This window comes from Planktothrix sp. FACHB-1365, from assembly GCF_014697575.1.
In the GTDB taxonomy this organism is placed as follows: Bacteria; Cyanobacteriota; Cyanobacteriia; order Cyanobacteriales; family Microcoleaceae; genus Planktothrix.
Map to the genome: position 1 here is coordinate 20,417 of NZ_JACJSC010000044.1, position 16,685 is coordinate 37,101.

Annotated in this window: 15 protein-coding genes; 4 read left to right on the forward strand and 11 right to left on the reverse strand. The window is 40.9% G+C overall.

Going from position 1 to position 16,685, the window contains the following annotated elements; all coding sequences use genetic code 11:
* Nucleotides 1-219 precede the first annotated feature (219 nt).
* The 9 genes from H6G57_RS26985 to H6G57_RS27025 form a co-directional block, all read right to left on the reverse strand.
* On the reverse strand, nt 220-546 hold the full coding sequence (locus H6G57_RS26985; protein ID WP_190524633.1) for an MGMT family protein: 327 nt from the start codon (nt 544-546) through the stop codon (nt 220-222).
* A gap of 37 nt (nt 547-583) precedes the next feature.
* Entirely contained in the window at nt 584-1,708 is a 1,125-nt protein-coding gene (gene proB / locus H6G57_RS26990; RefSeq protein ID WP_190524635.1) for a glutamate 5-kinase, read from the reverse strand.
* Between the two features lie 266 nt (nt 1,709-1,974).
* Nucleotides 1,975-2,487: a YqeG family HAD IIIA-type phosphatase gene (locus tag H6G57_RS26995; RefSeq protein ID WP_190524637.1), complete on the reverse strand. Its 513-nt coding sequence runs from the start codon at nt 2,485-2,487 to the stop codon at nt 1,975-1,977.
* Nucleotides 2,488-2,502: 15 nt separating this feature from the next.
* The gene (locus H6G57_RS27000) at nt 2,503-3,684 is read right to left on the reverse strand and encodes a hypothetical protein (RefSeq protein ID WP_190524638.1); all 1,182 of its coding nucleotides are present in this window, start codon (nt 3,682-3,684) and stop codon (nt 2,503-2,505) included.
* Nucleotides 3,685-3,873: 189 nt separating this feature from the next.
* Complete coding sequence (gene mltG, locus H6G57_RS27005) at nt 3,874-4,947, reverse strand: endolytic transglycosylase MltG (protein ID WP_190524662.1); 1,074 nt, start codon at nt 4,945-4,947, stop codon at nt 3,874-3,876.
* 154 nt (nt 4,948-5,101) lie between these two features.
* The gene (locus tag H6G57_RS27010) at nt 5,102-5,689 is read right to left on the reverse strand and encodes a DUF3727 domain-containing protein (RefSeq protein WP_190524640.1); all 588 of its coding nucleotides are present in this window, start codon (nt 5,687-5,689) and stop codon (nt 5,102-5,104) included.
* Between the two features lie 222 nt (nt 5,690-5,911).
* The gene (gene ruvX, locus H6G57_RS27015) at nt 5,912-6,358 is read right to left on the reverse strand and encodes a Holliday junction resolvase RuvX (RefSeq protein ID WP_190524643.1); all 447 of its coding nucleotides are present in this window, start codon (nt 6,356-6,358) and stop codon (nt 5,912-5,914) included.
* On the reverse strand, nt 6,358-7,590 hold the full coding sequence (locus H6G57_RS27020; protein ID WP_190524645.1) for a GNAT family N-acetyltransferase: 1,233 nt from the start codon (nt 7,588-7,590) through the stop codon (nt 6,358-6,360). The genes ruvX and H6G57_RS27020 overlap by 1 nt, the downstream gene beginning before the upstream one ends.
* Before the next feature lie 76 nt (nt 7,591-7,666).
* A complete protein-coding gene (locus tag H6G57_RS27025; RefSeq protein ID WP_190524647.1) occupies nt 7,667-8,836 on the reverse strand; it encodes a F420-0:Gamma-glutamyl ligase in 1,170 nt (389 codons plus the stop codon).
* Nucleotides 8,837-9,083: 247 nt separating this feature from the next.
* Here H6G57_RS27025 and cruF point away from each other — a divergent pair, with 247 nt between their 5' ends.
* The 3 genes from cruF to H6G57_RS27040 all read left to right on the forward strand — a co-directional run bounded on the left by cruF (nt 9,084) and on the right by H6G57_RS27040 (nt 12,030).
* Nucleotides 9,084-10,001: a gamma-carotene 1'-hydroxylase CruF gene (gene cruF, locus H6G57_RS27030; protein WP_190524649.1), complete on the forward strand. Its 918-nt coding sequence runs from the start codon at nt 9,084-9,086 to the stop codon at nt 9,999-10,001.
* Between the two features lie 173 nt (nt 10,002-10,174).
* Nucleotides 10,175-11,404: a 2'-O-glycosyltransferase CruG gene (cruG, locus tag H6G57_RS27035; protein ID WP_190524651.1), complete on the forward strand. Its 1,230-nt coding sequence runs from the start codon at nt 10,175-10,177 to the stop codon at nt 11,402-11,404.
* Nucleotides 11,405-11,487: 83 nt separating this feature from the next.
* The gene (locus H6G57_RS27040) at nt 11,488-12,030 is read left to right on the forward strand and encodes a Panacea domain-containing protein (protein ID WP_190524653.1); all 543 of its coding nucleotides are present in this window, start codon (nt 11,488-11,490) and stop codon (nt 12,028-12,030) included.
* 380 nt (nt 12,031-12,410) lie between these two features.
* Here H6G57_RS27040 and H6G57_RS27045 read toward each other — a convergent pair whose 3' ends face one another.
* Both H6G57_RS27045 and rimM read right to left on the reverse strand, forming a co-directional pair.
* Nucleotides 12,411-12,680, reverse strand: coding sequence for a hypothetical protein (locus tag H6G57_RS27045; RefSeq protein WP_190524655.1), 270 nt, complete (start codon nt 12,678-12,680; stop codon nt 12,411-12,413).
* Between the two features lie 192 nt (nt 12,681-12,872).
* Nucleotides 12,873-13,481, reverse strand: a complete 609-nt coding sequence (gene rimM, locus H6G57_RS27050) for a ribosome maturation factor RimM (protein WP_242049105.1) — start codon at nt 13,479-13,481, stop codon at nt 12,873-12,875.
* A 533-nt stretch (nt 13,482-14,014) separates the two neighbouring features.
* Between rimM and H6G57_RS27055 the strand changes: the two genes are divergently transcribed.
* A partial coding sequence (locus tag H6G57_RS27055) for a DUF4347 domain-containing protein (protein WP_190524660.1) occupies nt 14,015-16,685 on the forward strand: 2,671 nt, incomplete at its 3' end.

A 16,685-nucleotide genomic window follows, 5' to 3' on the forward strand; every position in this document is an offset into this window, starting at 1 on the left:
ATTTTCAACCCTCCCGTTGTTACCGTTGGAGAAGTAGCATAAAAAATTAGGATACACAATACTCTATAGGTATAGATTCGGTTTTCTTTGATCAGCAAAATTTTGATGTCCTACTTTAGATTGAAGTTAGGCTACAATTTTGGCTACAATTGAACACGCCCTAGTCTGTAGTGGCTCTGACCCTTCAATTCATTCCCAGGTTTTGGACAATCTTCGAGTTTAGATGTCCCAGATTTGAGGCCTCCAAAGATACTTAGAAAGATTAATTTTATTTTGAGCGTTAAATTGAATTCCTTCTGCTTCTAAAAGCGATCGCTGAAGATAATCTGTACCTTTACGCCACAAGGAATGGGAAATTTCTCCTTTTGCATTAATAACTCGATGCCAAGGAATATCGGAAGTTTCTAAAGGAATTTTGTACAAAGCATAACCGACTAAACGCGCCTGCTGACCTAAGTTAGCGAGTTCTGCAATCTGTCCATAGGTCGCAACTTTTCCCCTAGGAATTTGAGAGACAATGGCATAGATTTGCTCATATTTTGACATATTCCTATTCCTATTTTCTTTCGCCCTCTGTTCCCCGTTAAGTTGTTCCCTGTCCCCTGATCACTAAGTTATCTCGATGAACCACAGTTTCTGCACCTTCATACCCTAAAATCTCAGGGATTTTATCCGAATGTAAACCCTTGATTTTTTGCAATTCTCCACTATTATAATTAACTAAACCTCTGGCAATTTCTTGTCCTGCTAAATCACAAATTTGTACCGAATCCTGAACCGTGAACTCACCTTCAATTTTTGTAATTCCTGCCGCTAATAAAGATTTTCCTCCTTGAGAAATCGCTTTTACTGCTCCTGCATCTAAATAAAGTTTGCCCATTGGAATTAATACATTAGAAATCCAATGTTTTCGAGCATTAACAGGTCGAATTTGAGGTTCAAATTGAGTTCCAATGGCTTCCCCTTGCAGAATTTTTTCTAAATTTTGGGGGTATTTTCCCTCTGTAATAACGGTTCTCACCCCTGATCCAGTAGCAATTCGCGCCGCTTCAATTTTTGTAATCATCCCTCCCGTTCCCCATCCACTGCGAGAATCTCCCGTTTGCACTTGAAATTCTTCTAATTGTTCCATGCTCGTGATTAAACTAATCGGTTGAGCGTTGGGATTTTCACGCGGGTCGGCTGAATATAATTGATCAACATCTGTTAATAAAAATAACCAATCTGCCTCTACTAAACTCGCAACTAATGCCGAAAGAGTATCATTATCCCCAAATTTTAGTTCATCAACGGCAACGGTATCATTTTCATTAACAATGGGAATTACCCCTAATTTTAACAATTGTTGAAACGTATTATAAACATTCACATAACCGTTACGTTGAACTAAATCTCCCCGTGTCAGCAAAACTTGAGCAATGGGTTGTTGGAGGGAACTAAATAAATCATCATAAACCCGCATCAACCGACCTTGACCCACGGCGGCTACCGCTTGTTTTAAAGCAATGGTGCGAGGACGTTCCGTTAATCCTAAGCGATCACGTCCCACTCCCACCGCACCGGAAGAAACTAAAACCACTCGATACCCCTGATGCCGTAACCGGGCCAAGGTTTCTACTAACGTCGCCAACGTCGATAACGCTAAATGTCCTGTGGTCGCCTGGGTTAAACTCGATGTACCAATTTTGATAACAAGGGTTTGAGACATAAAGGATGTTGACAGTTGACAGTTGACGGTTGACGGTTGACGGTTAATGACTCACCGTAAAACGCCAACCCCCCCAAAGCAGGGAAGGCTGGCGTTTTACAACAGAATTTAAGGATTGGTATACTGAGGGTCTTTATATAAGCTGACCCGATTTGTTATTAAATCATTATTATGATCCCATAAAACTTTAACCCGTTGAAATTTCATAATCTTTTCTTTAGATTTCAAGTTATTTTCGTTACAGAAAAAACCGATTGCGGTTTTAATCAGTGCAGGGTTGCTCCTAGCATTTTGGAGAGCCACACTTCAATATTACGAACAGAATTAGCTGGAGGCATCATGGTGGGATCAACCATCGGCTCCACCAGGATTGTAAACATTCCTAAACGGTTTCCCGCCAAAACATCTGTAAATAAGCGATCGCCCACCATAGCCACCTGTTCTACGGGTAAATCCATCGCTTCAACGGCTCGCTTGAGTTTCCGACGAGAGGGTTTACCAGCGCCACTAATGTAGGGCAAATTCAACGTTTCAGCAATACTACCAATCCGAGCTTGGCTAATATTGTTACTCACCAACCATAGACAAGTCTGAGGTTTGAGGGTATCGATCCAACCTTTAAGATGTTCAGACACGGACTTTTCCGTAATCGGAACTAAGGTTTCATCAACATCTAGCACCATTCCTTTAATTTGGTGCTGTTCTAATAGATCCGGTGTCAAATGGACAACGCAATCTCCCAAAACTAAATCAGGTTGTAAGAGTTTCCCCCAAGACATAATAATTATAAAATTTTAGCCCCTTGATTTTAGCCGAAAACGAGGTGACTTGGCGGCATCCTCCCTAAAAGAGTTTTCGTTAGAGGCTGTAGGGGGCAGAGCAATCATCAAGCTGCGATCAGAAATTTCCACCTCCGCGCGATTTCGTCCCCACTGTTCTAAGCCGACTACAATCGTACTGGAAAGAATTGCGCCTTTTGTTAAACGGGGATCAATTTTGCCTTCCGCAATTAACCGTTCAAAAATGGTTTTGAAGGGCACATAAACATCCTGAAACGGTATATTTTCTAAAGGTAAATTACAATCTGAAGATCGATCCACCGTAAACTTTAAATCCTTCGGTGTCACATTCCATAATTCCCCACTCACATGAAGTTGAGCTAAAGAATATTCCAGCACTTTTGGCTCACGAAGTAATTCGGGTAATGTTGAAGGTTTACCCTCATGAACCCCATAATCCATTAAATTAACCGATACGCCAAATCCTTGATGATGTTGTAAATTATAAAAGGTCATATCCGTATGTACCCGGATTTTGCGGTATAAGTCCGACGATTTATCGCCAAAGCACACCTTAGCTCGTAGTTTTAAACGTACACCATCTACCCACTCATACAAGGGAGTTGTAGCTCGATTTCGGTGATCTAATCCCCCATAAGTCCCCCGATAGGTTTTCAGGTTTTCTTGCAGTCCAATATAAAAACTCCCATAACCAGCAGGAATTTGAGACAAACTTAAACTGTCATTGATTAGATAAGCGGAGGGACTACCCCCGACACCGTGATTTCTCCAGTAAAAAAAGTAAGGACAGCGACCTTGAACCGGAGGAGTGCCAACGGGTTCAGACGGGTTAGCTTCCATTAAAATTCGATTGGTCGGGGCGTTGGGATTTTCAGCTTCATTGGGAATACAACTTAACTTTCCCGTTGGCCCTACTTTTTCCTTGTGACTAAATGAACCATAGGCTAGGGTATAAAATCCACCCCGATTACCAATAGCACCGTAACATTTGCCACCAATACCATCAGGACAACGCTCAAAGTAAACAGGACTATCAGGATAATATCCCGCCACTCTGCGAATTTTTAAGCCCGCATCCCAACCCCAAGGAATCAAAGCAGATGGGGGAGTAGGAGTCTGCTGAGAGTGAAGAACTGGAATTTGACCAGAGGATAACGGAATTAAAGAATTCTGCACAACTGGTGAAACAGTAGATAACCCAAACAAGATTGCCCAATAGAGGCTTTTTGTTTTGGCTAAAAACTTAAGTTTGGGAGTATAAAAATAATAACCAGAGCGCACGTTCTTTTAGAGTCAGGAGATAGATTAAAAAACAGTTAGTGTTTTTCTAAAAAGAGCAGGTTGAATTTGGCAAAATCAACTCTATTATTGAGAAGAAAGATTGCGTTCAACTTCAGCAATTGCTGCTTGATGTTCCGCTTCTGTCCGGCTGAAAATATGGGTTCCGTCGTAACGCGCCATAAAGTAGAGATAATCCGTTTTTTCAGGGTTGAGTGTTGCTTTTAAACTCGCTAAACCCGGACTGGCGATCGCCGTTGGCGGTAAACCCACATTAATATAAGTATTGTAGGGAGACGGCGTTTCCACCTGTTTAAAGGTTAGGGGTTGATCAACAGTTTGACGAATTCCCAAAGCATATTCTACCGTCGGATCAGAAGCGAGTTGAATTCCTTTTTGCAAACGGTTGTGAAACACCCCGGAAATGCGATTTCGTTCTTCAGCGACAACGGCTTCTTTCTCCACAATACTCGCCAGTGTCACCCATTCATTCAAATCCAAATTCAGTTGGGATTTTGCTTGTTGATAGATCGGTAAAGCCGATTCTTGAAACCGATTTAACATCTGGCGAATGATGCCTTGGGGTGTGACTTCAGCCGATTCCACTTGATAAGTATCGGGAAACAAAAAACCTTCTAGTAAGGGTAAATTTTGAGGGAGCCAAGGATAATCTTGATAGGGAATTTGACGACTTGCTGTGATAAATTCCTCCGCCGAGAAAAATCCTTGTTGTTCAAAATATTCCGCCATTTGTTGAATTGACCAGCCTTCTGGAATCGTGAAACTAAGCGTCATCACTTCCCCATTCCAGATTTTAGCAGCAACTTCACTCAAGGATTGAGTTGGAGCCAGAGAATAGCTTCCGGCTTTAAAATCTCCTTGAGGATCTTTGAAGATTAACCACCGTGCCCACAGTCTCCAAGCCAAATCGGAACGAATTAATCCGGCTGCTTTCAAATCTTCCCCAATTTGCTGGCTTGATGTTCCAGGGGGAATCAGGATTTTCACACTGTTTCCACTCCCACTGGAGGATCTCACCTGTTCTTCACTTTGAGGAGCCGCACTGGCCCAACTCCACCACATCCAACCTTGCCATCCGAAGAATCCCCAGATCATCGGTAGGATGAGAAGATAAAAAAAACCTTTAGAAAACCCTTTCAAGGTTTGTTTATTTTGAGGTTTCTTTTGCTTTGTTTTTGCAATTTCCAAATTGCCACTCCCAAATCAAAACTTGATTTTACCTTGTACTGAAACCCCGCCCATCTCCCTCTGAGGAGATATTTATTGTTAAGGGGTCGATACAGACCTGAATGGGTTACTCCAACGCATCAAAAAGTTGATCTTCAATCAAGGGTAACAAAGGTTCTAACTTTTGAAATTCTTCCGGGGAAAGTTGTTTATATTCTCCCTGTTCATTGGTTTTAGCTAGAATAAAAAACGGATCGGCAGGGGTATAAATTCCGTATTCTTGCTCTTCGTGATAGAAACTAGCTAACCACAGGAGTTCCTCAAATTCTTCTTGGTCAGGTTGAGAAGAATCGAGATCAGCATTAGATTCTCCTTCTTCAGGAAAATCCGGTAATTCTCCTTCTACAGTTAGGGTAATTCCTGTGCGTTTGAGATCTAAATTGTGTTCTGCTAAAACAGCTTTAGCCGTTTTAAAAATTTTGTTAATTTCTGCTTCTGATTCTACAGGAACAGCAGATTCATCATCATCATCCTCGTCATTCCAAGTTAAGATTTCGATGGGCGTGTCCACAGGAAGAAGCAATCCATACTCTTGACCTTCTAACTGAATTGAGGATTGCAAGGTGCACACCAGCGATCGCCCCTGATCATCGGTCAGGGTGACGTAGGCTTCCTCAGAACGTCCATTATCGTTGGGAAATTTAGATGGGAGCATCATTTATACGTTACTATTTTTAGCCGCACTAAACGGCACTGGGGAGGAGTTCCCAAGGGATACGCTCAACCCTTTTCAACACCAGGATATCATCAAATTGGTTGACTATTAACGCAGCACCACCGCCAACCCCCTACTCCCCTTCTCTCCCCACTTCTCCCCTACTCCTCTTCTCTCCCCACTTCTCCCCTTGTCCCCTTGTCCCCTCATCCCCTTGTCCCCTCATCCCCTTGTCCTCCTCTGGTCTAACCATTGTTGCAAAATCAGGGAGGCGGCTTTGCGATCAATCAGGCTTTTGTTGCGAGAGGGAGAAATATTTTCTGAAATCATCAGTTGTTCGGCTTGGTAGGATGTTAGCCGTTCATCGATGTACTCTAGGGGTAACTTCAAGGCATTCGCTAACCGTTGAGCATAGTTTTGTACCTGTTTGGCTTGAGATCCCAAGGAACCATTCAGATGGTAAGGCAACCCCACCACTAAAACTTGTACCTGTCGTTGCTGAACAAGTTCTTGAAATTGCTCAATATCTTGAGAAAAAGAACGTCGCAGGATAGTAGTGAGTCCAGTGGCAATTAAGCCTGTGCCGTCACAGCCTGCGACGCCAATGCGTTTGCGACCAATATCTAATCCCAAAGCGGAAATAAAAGCGGATTTTGTCTGTTGTTCCATTATTCACGGGGATCAGACGGTACATCTGAAGGCTTCTGAGTTAGATTTTTAGGGTCTAATTCTGTCCCTTCTGAGAGTCCATCCCCAGCAGCAGATTTTTGAGTGGCGGACGGATGTTGAATTGTTGGCCCTAACCAGGACATTCGGGTGGGTACAGGTTTATGGGCGGGTTGCCAACTGGGTAACACATCGGATAATTGCAACCCCTCTAAGGAAGATTTTGATTCCCGTAATTTATGCCAAACAGAGCGAGACATTAACAAAGTATGTTCTACCCGTTGTGCTCCTATTTTTTCTAAATAAGCTTCTCGTTCGGGTTGATAGTCGGCGGATGCTAATCTCAGGGACTGGGGGCCAAATTCCTGGGCTAAATGGGCCATCTGGGATAACAGTTCGGGGTAAAGCCAGGTATAGGCAGGATGAACCGTTAACTCCGCAACGTGCGGCTGACAGCCATCACGGGATAACTGCACTTGGAAATAACCAATGGCTGCTTTACGTTGGGGTTCAAATACATAGCCACTGACTTGTTCGCTATGGCTCAACCATTGTTTGATGGCATCCACAACGGCTTGGATAAAGCTGGTTTTAAAATCTAAAATGTGCCGATCAAAGACCTGTCGCAGCAGGGGAGGCATGGAAACGGTATCAAGCTGATACAGCAGTTGAGCATCCGCATTGCTGACCGGGAGAAGGTTGGGTAAATCAGGTTGAGTGGTGGCTAAGGTTTGTAGGAGTTCCGGTTCCACAACCCAATAGGTCATGTGAGCTAAGGGTTGAAATCCATTTTGTCGATACAGTGCCATCAAACCGCTATCATTAACATTGACTTCTAATAGCCAAGTTCGCGCTTCCCACAACGTTTCAAAGCAATACCGTAATAGTTGTGAGCCAATACTACTTTGATTGTTTAACCGATCTACAAAGATGCGTTCAATGCGCCAGGTACTGCGACTGGTGTTGAAGGGGGATACTTTAATCATCCCTAATAGTTGACCAAACTGTTCAGCAATATAGGCGTTAAACAGATTTTGGCAGGGGTTAGGAAACCAGCTTAAAAATTTGAGCAACCCATACCAACGTCGCAATTGTTCTAACTCCTGGGTTAAGCCTGTATCAGAATTAGCTTGATCATTGGCTTGGCGATATAGCTGTTCAATGGCTTCTAAATCGCGGTATTGAAATGGGCGAATATTAAATTGATTTTGATTTTGGGATAAAAATAAATTCATGGGTTCAAGTCAGGTAAAGGATCAGTTATCAGTTATCAATAACTGATAACTGATAACTGATAACTGATAACTGATTTTATAAAGGGCGAATTAGCACCAGGGGGGTTTGTTCGTCGGCATTTCCGGCAGGATTACTCCTTAAGGCTTTCTGGATCAAAGCCGTAGAAAGACCGGGGCTTGCTGCTAATATTTTAACGGCTTTTAAATCGTTGACGTCTACAATTGCTGCCCCTAACCCTGTTTCTTGTTGTAGGGTATTGACTACATTTTGGGGATCATCTGGCCCTAGGACAATAAATTGATCATAGGGTGGCAAAGTTCCGGTTACATCGTCAATCAGTCGAGCTTGTTCTCCGGCTAATTGATAAAATACTCCGGGTTTGCCTAAAAGTTTGGCAAAGGTTCCCACCACAATAGCAAATAATACTCGTGCTGGCCCAACAACATCGACTAAAGTTTGCATTCCACAGGCTGTGGCTAAACTAGAGGTGGGCATAAAGAAATAACAAACTCGTTTAGCAACCCATCCCGGTTTAATTTGCGTGGGGTGGAAAAATCGCCCTTGCATTAAGGCGACGGGGGTTTCTCCCAAGGTAACAATATCCCCCGGTTGAGCATGGGGAAGTACATATTTTTTAATCACCTCAACGGGATGATCAATATGGGTTAATAAATGGGTACGGATGGGGTAAACTTCGGCTATCCCTTCTACAACTCGTTTATTGGGGGTCAGGGTCGGGTTTGGATATTTCAGAGGCAGGACAACGTGACGAACTTTGGGGATGCGTCCTTCTGGCCCGTAGGTAATATAATCGACTTTCACCCAAGCTGATTGTAAGGCACTGAGATCTTGTCCTTCAATTTCGACTAAGACTTTAATCCGGGTGTTTTTTTTGACTTTAACAATATACCCAAACCAATAGTTATCCTCTCGGCTGGGGGCATCCAGATGGGCAGGGATCACTTTAATGGTGTGTTTAATACCATCTAAACTCGCTTTAGAGAGCAGGTTAAGTTGAGCCGTGACTTCCGGCAACATAATCTCTAGGTTGGAGGTGAGGTTACGGAATTCCATCTCCCCCCTCAACACATAATGGGTGGAGTCGGATAAATCCAGGTTCCACTCTCCTTGAGTTAGTTCTAGTTTATTGCCTGGACGCAGACGATATTGAATTTCTAGGGCTAATGTTCCTAAACCCAGTAAAACGAATGCGGCTGTTGTTACTAGGCTCAAACCTGCTGCCATTACACCACTTCCCCTTGTAAATGTCCGATTTGCACTTTCATCCTACCGCAGCCCGGATCTTCTACAATTGTTAAATTTAATTACAAAAATAACGGCTTACTCCCCTAAACTATTAGCAAGACTTATGCTATCGGGATCTTACGGTCAGATTCCATCCGATCTAGCGCCAAAGGGTATATTCTTATTTAAAGATTTGTAAAATTCAGAAGAGCGCTTGGCGTATCTTAATACTTTCTCTAGGAGTCCCATGAAGCACAAGTCAATTGCAGAAAGATTTTGCCTCACGGCTCACGTTGTGTCAACGCTGTTTGGACTAGCTGGGTTATTGTTTATTCTACCCAACCCTGAACTCGTCGCTAATTTACCTCCGATGGGGATGAAATTGTTCTCCTGGGGAATGACAGCAGGAGGCATAACCTATATTGTGTTTGGGGCGGCAACACTGGCTTTATATGGGTATCGCACGTTAGGGTTAGGAACAACCTTAGCTTTTATGATTCCATCGGTCTTGTTATCCTTATCTAGTGAACTTTTAGGAACCAGTACCGGATTTCCCTTTGGTCATTATCAATATTTGAGTGGTTTAGGTTATAAAATTGCAGGGTTAGTTCCCTTCACCATTCCGTTATCTTGGTTTTATATGGGGTTAACCTGCTATTTGTTAGCCCGTGCAGGTTTAAAATTAACAATGGGAGATCGTTGGGGACGTCAATTAGCCGCTTTGGCATTAGGCGCTGTATTACTCACCGCTTGGGATTTAGTATTAGACCCCGCCATGAGTCAAGCTCCTTTTCCCTTTTGGCAATTTCAAGAAGTCGGTGAATTTTTTGGAATGCCCTATCGAAATTTAGTCGGTTGGATGGGAACAGGCTTGGTATTTATGAGCGTTGGGGCGTTTTTATGGCGGCGAACTCCCATTGCTTTATCTCGCTCTCAATTAACGGTTCCTTTAATTGTTTATTTGACTAATTTCTTCTTTGGAGCAGCCATTACCGTTGTTGAATTAGATGCTCGTTTCCTATTTCCAACGGCCTTAAGTATTTTATTTGGGGTCATTCCTGCTTTTATTTTCTGGTGGAATGCTAAACCCTCTTTAGAGACGATGGAAAGTTTATTACCCAGTGACAATATTAATCCCTCTCCCGTTGAAGTTGCTGCAAAGTAACAATTAAGATTTAAGTAGGATGGGCTTTGCCCATCTTTATTTATAGCAGGGAGCAGGGAACAGCTTAACTGGGAACAGGGAGGAAAGTCCTACAACAATCCTATTTGATTTATGTTGAAAATTTCCTTATACTTACAAAAAAACTTTAACTTCACTTCAAACTAATTTTTTTAATGTTGAATCCAATTTTATTAACAATCGCTAATTTTTCCGAAATTAAGGTCTGGGTTTTATTGTTTTTTTCAATAATATTAATCTTACAAATTCCAGCCACCATTATTATCTTATCTCGATTATTTAAAGGAGCGATTCGAGTTCCTCCTTTACAGCCTGAATCTCCTACCTTAGACCTCTTGGGAACGGTTAGTATTGTGGTTCCGACTTTGAATGAAGCGGCACGAGTAACCCCTTGTTTAGAAGGGTTAACCCGACAAAGTTATGAAGTTCGAGAAATCTTAATTGTTGATAGTCATTCCCAAGATGGTACTCAGGATATTGTTAAACAATTTGCCGAATCTGATCCAAGATTTAGATTAATTTTAGATGAACCTTTACCGTTAGACTGGGTAGGTCGTCCTTGGGCATTAAATACGGGTTTTTTAAACAGTTCTGAAAAAAGTGAATGGATTTTAGGCATTGATGCGGATACTTTACCGCAACCGGGTTTAGTGGCGAGTGTGGTGAAAACTGCGATCGCAAATCAATATGATTTATTATCTTTATCTTGTAAATTTATTCTCAAATATCCGGGGGAATTGTGGCTACAACCTGCCCTATTAATGACATTAGTATATCGGTTTGGTTCACCGGATTTATCGCCCCAAAAACCCGAACGAGTGATGGCAAATGGTCAATGTTTTTTATGTCGTCGTTCGGTATTAGAAAAAGTGGGAGGATATTCGAGCGCTAAAAATTCCTTTTGTGATGATGTCACCTTAGCTCGAAATATTGCCCAACACGGGTTTAAAGTTGGGTTTTTAGATGGGGCTAATGTATTAACGGTTAGGATGTATGATGGCTTAAAAGATACTTGGGAGGGTTGGGGGCGATCGCTCGATCTTAAAGATGCTTGTTCTAAAACTCAATTGTGGTCAGATTTATTCATTTTATTAGCAGTTCAAGCCTTACCGTTACCTGTATTTTTAATTAATTTATGCTTTGCTTCTACTTTATCCTTACCTGAAATTTTAAGCTCAACCTTGTTAGGATTAAACGGTTTTTTACTATTTTTGCGGTTAATATTAACGGCTGCTATTTCGTTATCCTATGATTTCAGCCAAGCTAAACAGCCTTGGGTATTTTGGTTATCTCCCCTCGCTGATACGGTGGCGGTATTAAGATTATGGATATCTGCAACTCAGACCCAAATTCAATGGCGAGGGAGAACCTATGGAAAGAATTAAAACCTAAAAATTCATTAGGTATTGCTATAATAGAAATACCGAAAAAATACACTGTTTATTGGTGTAATTAGGAAAAGGCTGTTATGGAATACCAATTTGATTTTAATATTGAGAAAGGAATAGAGTCTATTCTTTACATTTTGGAGTTATTAGAGAATAAGGTTCAGCCAACTATTCATCGTGTTTCTAAAGTTTTATATTTTGCAGATAAGGAACATTTAGAAAAATATGGGAGATTTATTTTTGGGGATAGCTATTACGCCATGAAACATGGCCCTGTACCCAGTCAGATTTATGATTTACTGAAATTAGTGCGTGGAGATTTGTCTCCTAGCTTTCAGCCTTCGCAAGAAATATCTGAACAGGTTCTCAATGCTTTCAAGATAGTTGATAAGCATAACATCAAAAAGTTGAGAGAGCCTAAAAAAGATTTTTTGAGTGAGTCTGATCTTGAATGCTTAGAATATTCAGCAACAAAATATGGAAGTTTGTCTTTTGCAGAGCTTACGGAGTTAAGTCATGATCGCGCCTGGGAATCTGCGGATGAGAACGATATAATTAATGTGGAAGATATCATCAAAACCTTTGATAATTCCGTATGGATTTCTGATCAATTCCAAAATTAATAACTATATTCAGAAGAGAGATTATTTGCTATGTTGTGAGGCCTAAATTATGGCGAGTGAGCATAGTTTTCTGAAGTATAATTCTTACGTTGATTGTAGGGAGGCGTTTTCTTTTAATGCTAGTGAGTTGATAAATACAAGGAATTTTTTGAGTAATGCTGGACAAGCTAAGGTAATTAACGCTGTGGAGTTATGTCCTGTGTTAGAGAAAATACATAAAAACAGAATTTTAAAATAGGGTGATCGTTAACAGAATCTTTTAGACAAAAACGGCGATCGCATCAAAATAATATTTTGCCCCATTATAGCGTAGTGCTATAACAGGGCAGAACATCGCTAAATCAGCGCTTGATCATAAACCATCAACGGTCAGCCAACCGTTAATCTACTCGTTCTAATTGCCAGAGAATTTGATTACCTTCTCGCCGCACTCTGGATACTTCCCAATTGCGCCATGACCAGTTATCTCCTCGACTGGTCACAGCACTGGCGTTAATATCCATGAGATCAGCCAGTTCAGAACTACTGATTAAGTAGCCTTTAGTAGCAATTTCATCAGCAATATGCAGGGTTTCAATCAAATTGCGAAGTTGGTTAACCCTAACCTCGCGGGGTAGATTGTCTAATGAATCGTTAATTAGGTCAGTCATGGCAAGATCTCAGACAGCAAGATTAGAGTCTATCACACAGCATTGTATCGTTCTGCTCAAAATTAGGTTAGTTGCAAGAAAGACAGTTCTGAAAATTAGGAGAGGAAATCAGCTATTTTTCACCTATCACTTTATTCAACGGGTGATGGTGATTGCATCAGATGAGGAAGCAAAGTTCCATCCAGAGGGGTCTTAAACTGTTTCCTCAATTAATCCAGGCGGGGGAATAATTTCAATCCGTTTTTGGTCTAAATCCACAATTGGAACGATTTCTTTGACAAAGGGAATCAAAACGGTGGGTAGGAGTTTGGGTTTACGTTTCTTTTTGGTTTTGCGATGAATCTGTTCTGGGAGGGGGTCAGTAACGAGAGTGTCTTGGCTTGGGGTTGGGGAATGTAACTCCACTTCCAGTAAATCATTTCCAGCCGAAATCACATCTATGACTTTTCCAATCACTTCCGCTTTTCTTTGGTCGAATACCTCCAAGCCAATTAAATCTAAAACATAAAATTCATCTTCTTCTAAATGGGGACGATCTTGGTCTGTGATCAACAACGGACAACCTTGTAATGCTTCTGCCTGAGTTCGATCTTCAATGCCTTCGATTTCAACGACATAAATACCCTTACTGGGCATTAAATAGCCTCCCAAAAACTCCACAGGTTTAGGTTCGGTTTGTCCGGGTGGTAATAACCAGCGCTGACCCGGTTCGATAAACCGTTCTGGGAAATCGGAATTGGGATAAACTCGAACTTCCCCTCTTAACCCGTGAGCCGCGACAATCGTGCCGATCTCGATCATTTTAGATAGTTCCATAAGAATTAAAAACCGCAACAGAAGAACACATCGCTACCTGATAAAATCAAAGGCAGTGGCTCATTTTTTACAACAATAAATATATTAACAACTCTAATAGAACAACTGAAAAAAGTCAAGGATTACCGGAAAATATTGACTCTGGCTAGTCTTCTTAATAGTCATCTAAGTTATGTAGAGGTTTTGGAACCCTGAAATTTAACACCGTTACAAAATTACTATTTTTTTAAATGTAAAGTTTTGTAATTATTTTCGACGCTTCAAAAAAAAAAGAATCAGTCAGTTATACTAAAGTTAGGAATTGTAAATGGGGATATTCTCTAACAAAACCCAAAGGCTTGTATAAAATTCCTAGAGATTGTCCTTTCCAAGCATCACCTAAACTGGATGCGATCTCCTATAATCTTTTGACTCCTCCATCTGAGGGGTGGTTTTACACTTAACAAACCTCCCTAATTTTTCAACCAATTCAGACTAAACCAGAACCTTTTCAGGTCATAGAAAATAAAGGATTGATCATGAATATCGTTAATTTTGACCTAAATTCAGTTTTCACGGATAATATATTACTGATCATTGATTCATCCGTTACGAATATCTCCCAATTATTAGATGCGATGGGTGAAAATGTTGATTTTATCATCCTCTCCAAAAATGAAGATGGAATTCAACAAATTACCAATATTTTATCAGGCTACAAAAATTTAAAAGCTGTTCATCTGCTCACCCATGGAAGTTCAGGAACACTGCATTTAGGGAATACCACCTTAAACGTCAATAATCTTGAAAAATATGCGCCCCAACTCAAAACTTGGCGACAAACTTTTACAGAAAATACCGATTTTTTAATTTATAGTTGTGAACTCGCATCGGATGATGGTCAGTTTCTGTCCCGTCTTCATCGCTATCTAGGAGTCAACCTGGCTGCTTCGCGTCAAAAAGTGGGTTATACTCCCTTGGGAGGAAGTTGGAACCTAGATGTTATCTTAGGAAAAATTACCACTCCATTTCCGTTTAATCAAGAAAAAATTACTGATTATCCAGCCATATTAGGGACTTATAACGTTAGTACCGTTGATGGGCTAAAAACAGCTATTAACACGGCTAACACCACACCAGAAGACGATATTATTAATTTAACAAAAGCAGTCTACAGCTTAACAACGGTTGATAACAACACCTCCGATGGTTTTGCTAGTAATGCTAACGGTTTACCTACTCCTGCGGATATAAGCGTTGGCGGAAAACTGACCCTGAACGGGAATGGGGCTATTATTGAACGAAGCACCACAGCACCTGCTTTCCGTTTCTTTTATGTTCCCTCCAATAGTGACCTCACCCTCAATAACCTCAGCTTCAGTAATGGGGAAGCAGACAGACGGGGGGGAGCAATTTATGTTAGTAGTAGCTTAGGCAATCTTACCGTTAATAATAGTACCTTTGCCAATAACAAAGTTACAGGCGAGGGAGGATATGGCGGTGGGGCAATTTTTATTTACTACAGCAGTACCGCTACCATTAATAATAGTACCTTTTCCGGTAACAGTGCAGAAGATAGTGGCGGTGCTATTTATAATGTTGGCGACTTATCCATTACCAATAGTACCTTTACAAACAACAAAGCCGATATTAATACGAGTAATAATACGAGTAATAATACGAGTAATAATACCTCTTATGATAGTGGTGGAGCCATTTTTCAAGATAGTGGAAAAACCACCCTTAAAAACACATTAATTGCCGGAAATCAAGACTTATCAACAGATATTAAAAATCCCGATATAGCGGGAGGAACTTGGATAGATGGAGGTGGAAATTTAATCGGAGATAATAGCGGTGTTGAAACCACATTTCCAGCCAGTAGTTTAGTCGGAACAGCCAGCAATCCTTTAGATGCTAAATTAGGCCCTTTACAAGATAATGGCGGCTTAAGTTTTACCCATGCTTTGTTAGTAGGAAGCCCAGGAATTGATACAGGAAATACGACTAATGCGACCGAATTAACAACCGACCAACGAGGCGTTGGATTTGCCCGAATTGCTAATAATACTGTTGATATTGGTGCGTTTGAATATGCTCCCCCAGAAATAGAAGTCTTAGACGGAACTAGCAATATTATTGATGGAACTTCAACAGCTATTAATTTTGGTCAGATATCCCTGGGAGGAAGTCTCACTAAAACCTTCACGATTAAAAATACAGGATTAGGGGATTTATTATTAACTAATCCGATAACTTTTAGCGGAACAGGTTTCACCGGATTAGGAAATTTTACCACCACTACACTCGCTCCTAATGCTAGTACAACTGTTGATGTTACCCTCACACCTAATCAAATAGGAACACTCGCAGGAGAATTATCTTTTAGTAATAATGATGGAGATGAAAATCCGTTTAACTTTCCTTTTGAATTGATTGCTTCTGCGGTAGAAATTAGTAAAGTTCAAGCTCCTCCTGCGATTACCTTAAAAGCTGGAGATAACCTTGATTTTGTGGTAAAATTTACTCAGCCTGTCACGATTAATAAAGGTACAGGAAATGTTAGTATTCCTGTTACTTTAGATACAGGCGGAATTGTTAATGCGACGTTATTGGGCACAGGAGCAGCAAATACTCAGCATATTTTCCGTTACAATATTGGTTTAGGAAAAGAGGATAATAATGGCCTCGTTATGGGAACAGCGTTAACCTTAACGGGGGATGCAACTGTTAAAGATAGTGGGGGAAATAACGTTAATTTAACCCTCAAAAATGTGACTGATACCACAGCCATTAAGATAGATGCAGTCACACCAACCATTAGTAGTATTATTCGTCAAACGCCCCTCACTGAAATTACGAATGGAAATACAGTTATTTATCAAGTTAATTTTAGTGAAGGAGTAAAAGATTTAGACAGTAGTGATTTTATCATTACCTCAACAGGAACAGTAAACGGTACAATTGCTAATGTTTCTGCTGCGACAGGAAATAGTGTTAATGTCACCGTCAATAATATTAGTGGAAACGGAACATTACGACTCGATACCTCAGCAACTCCAACCATTAAAGATATTGCTGGGAACTCGTTAACCACAGCCTTTAATACAGGTGAAACTTATACTGTTGATGGAACTCTACCAACCATTAGTAGTATTACTCGTCAAACGCCCCTCACCGAAATTACGAATGGAAATACAGTTATTTATC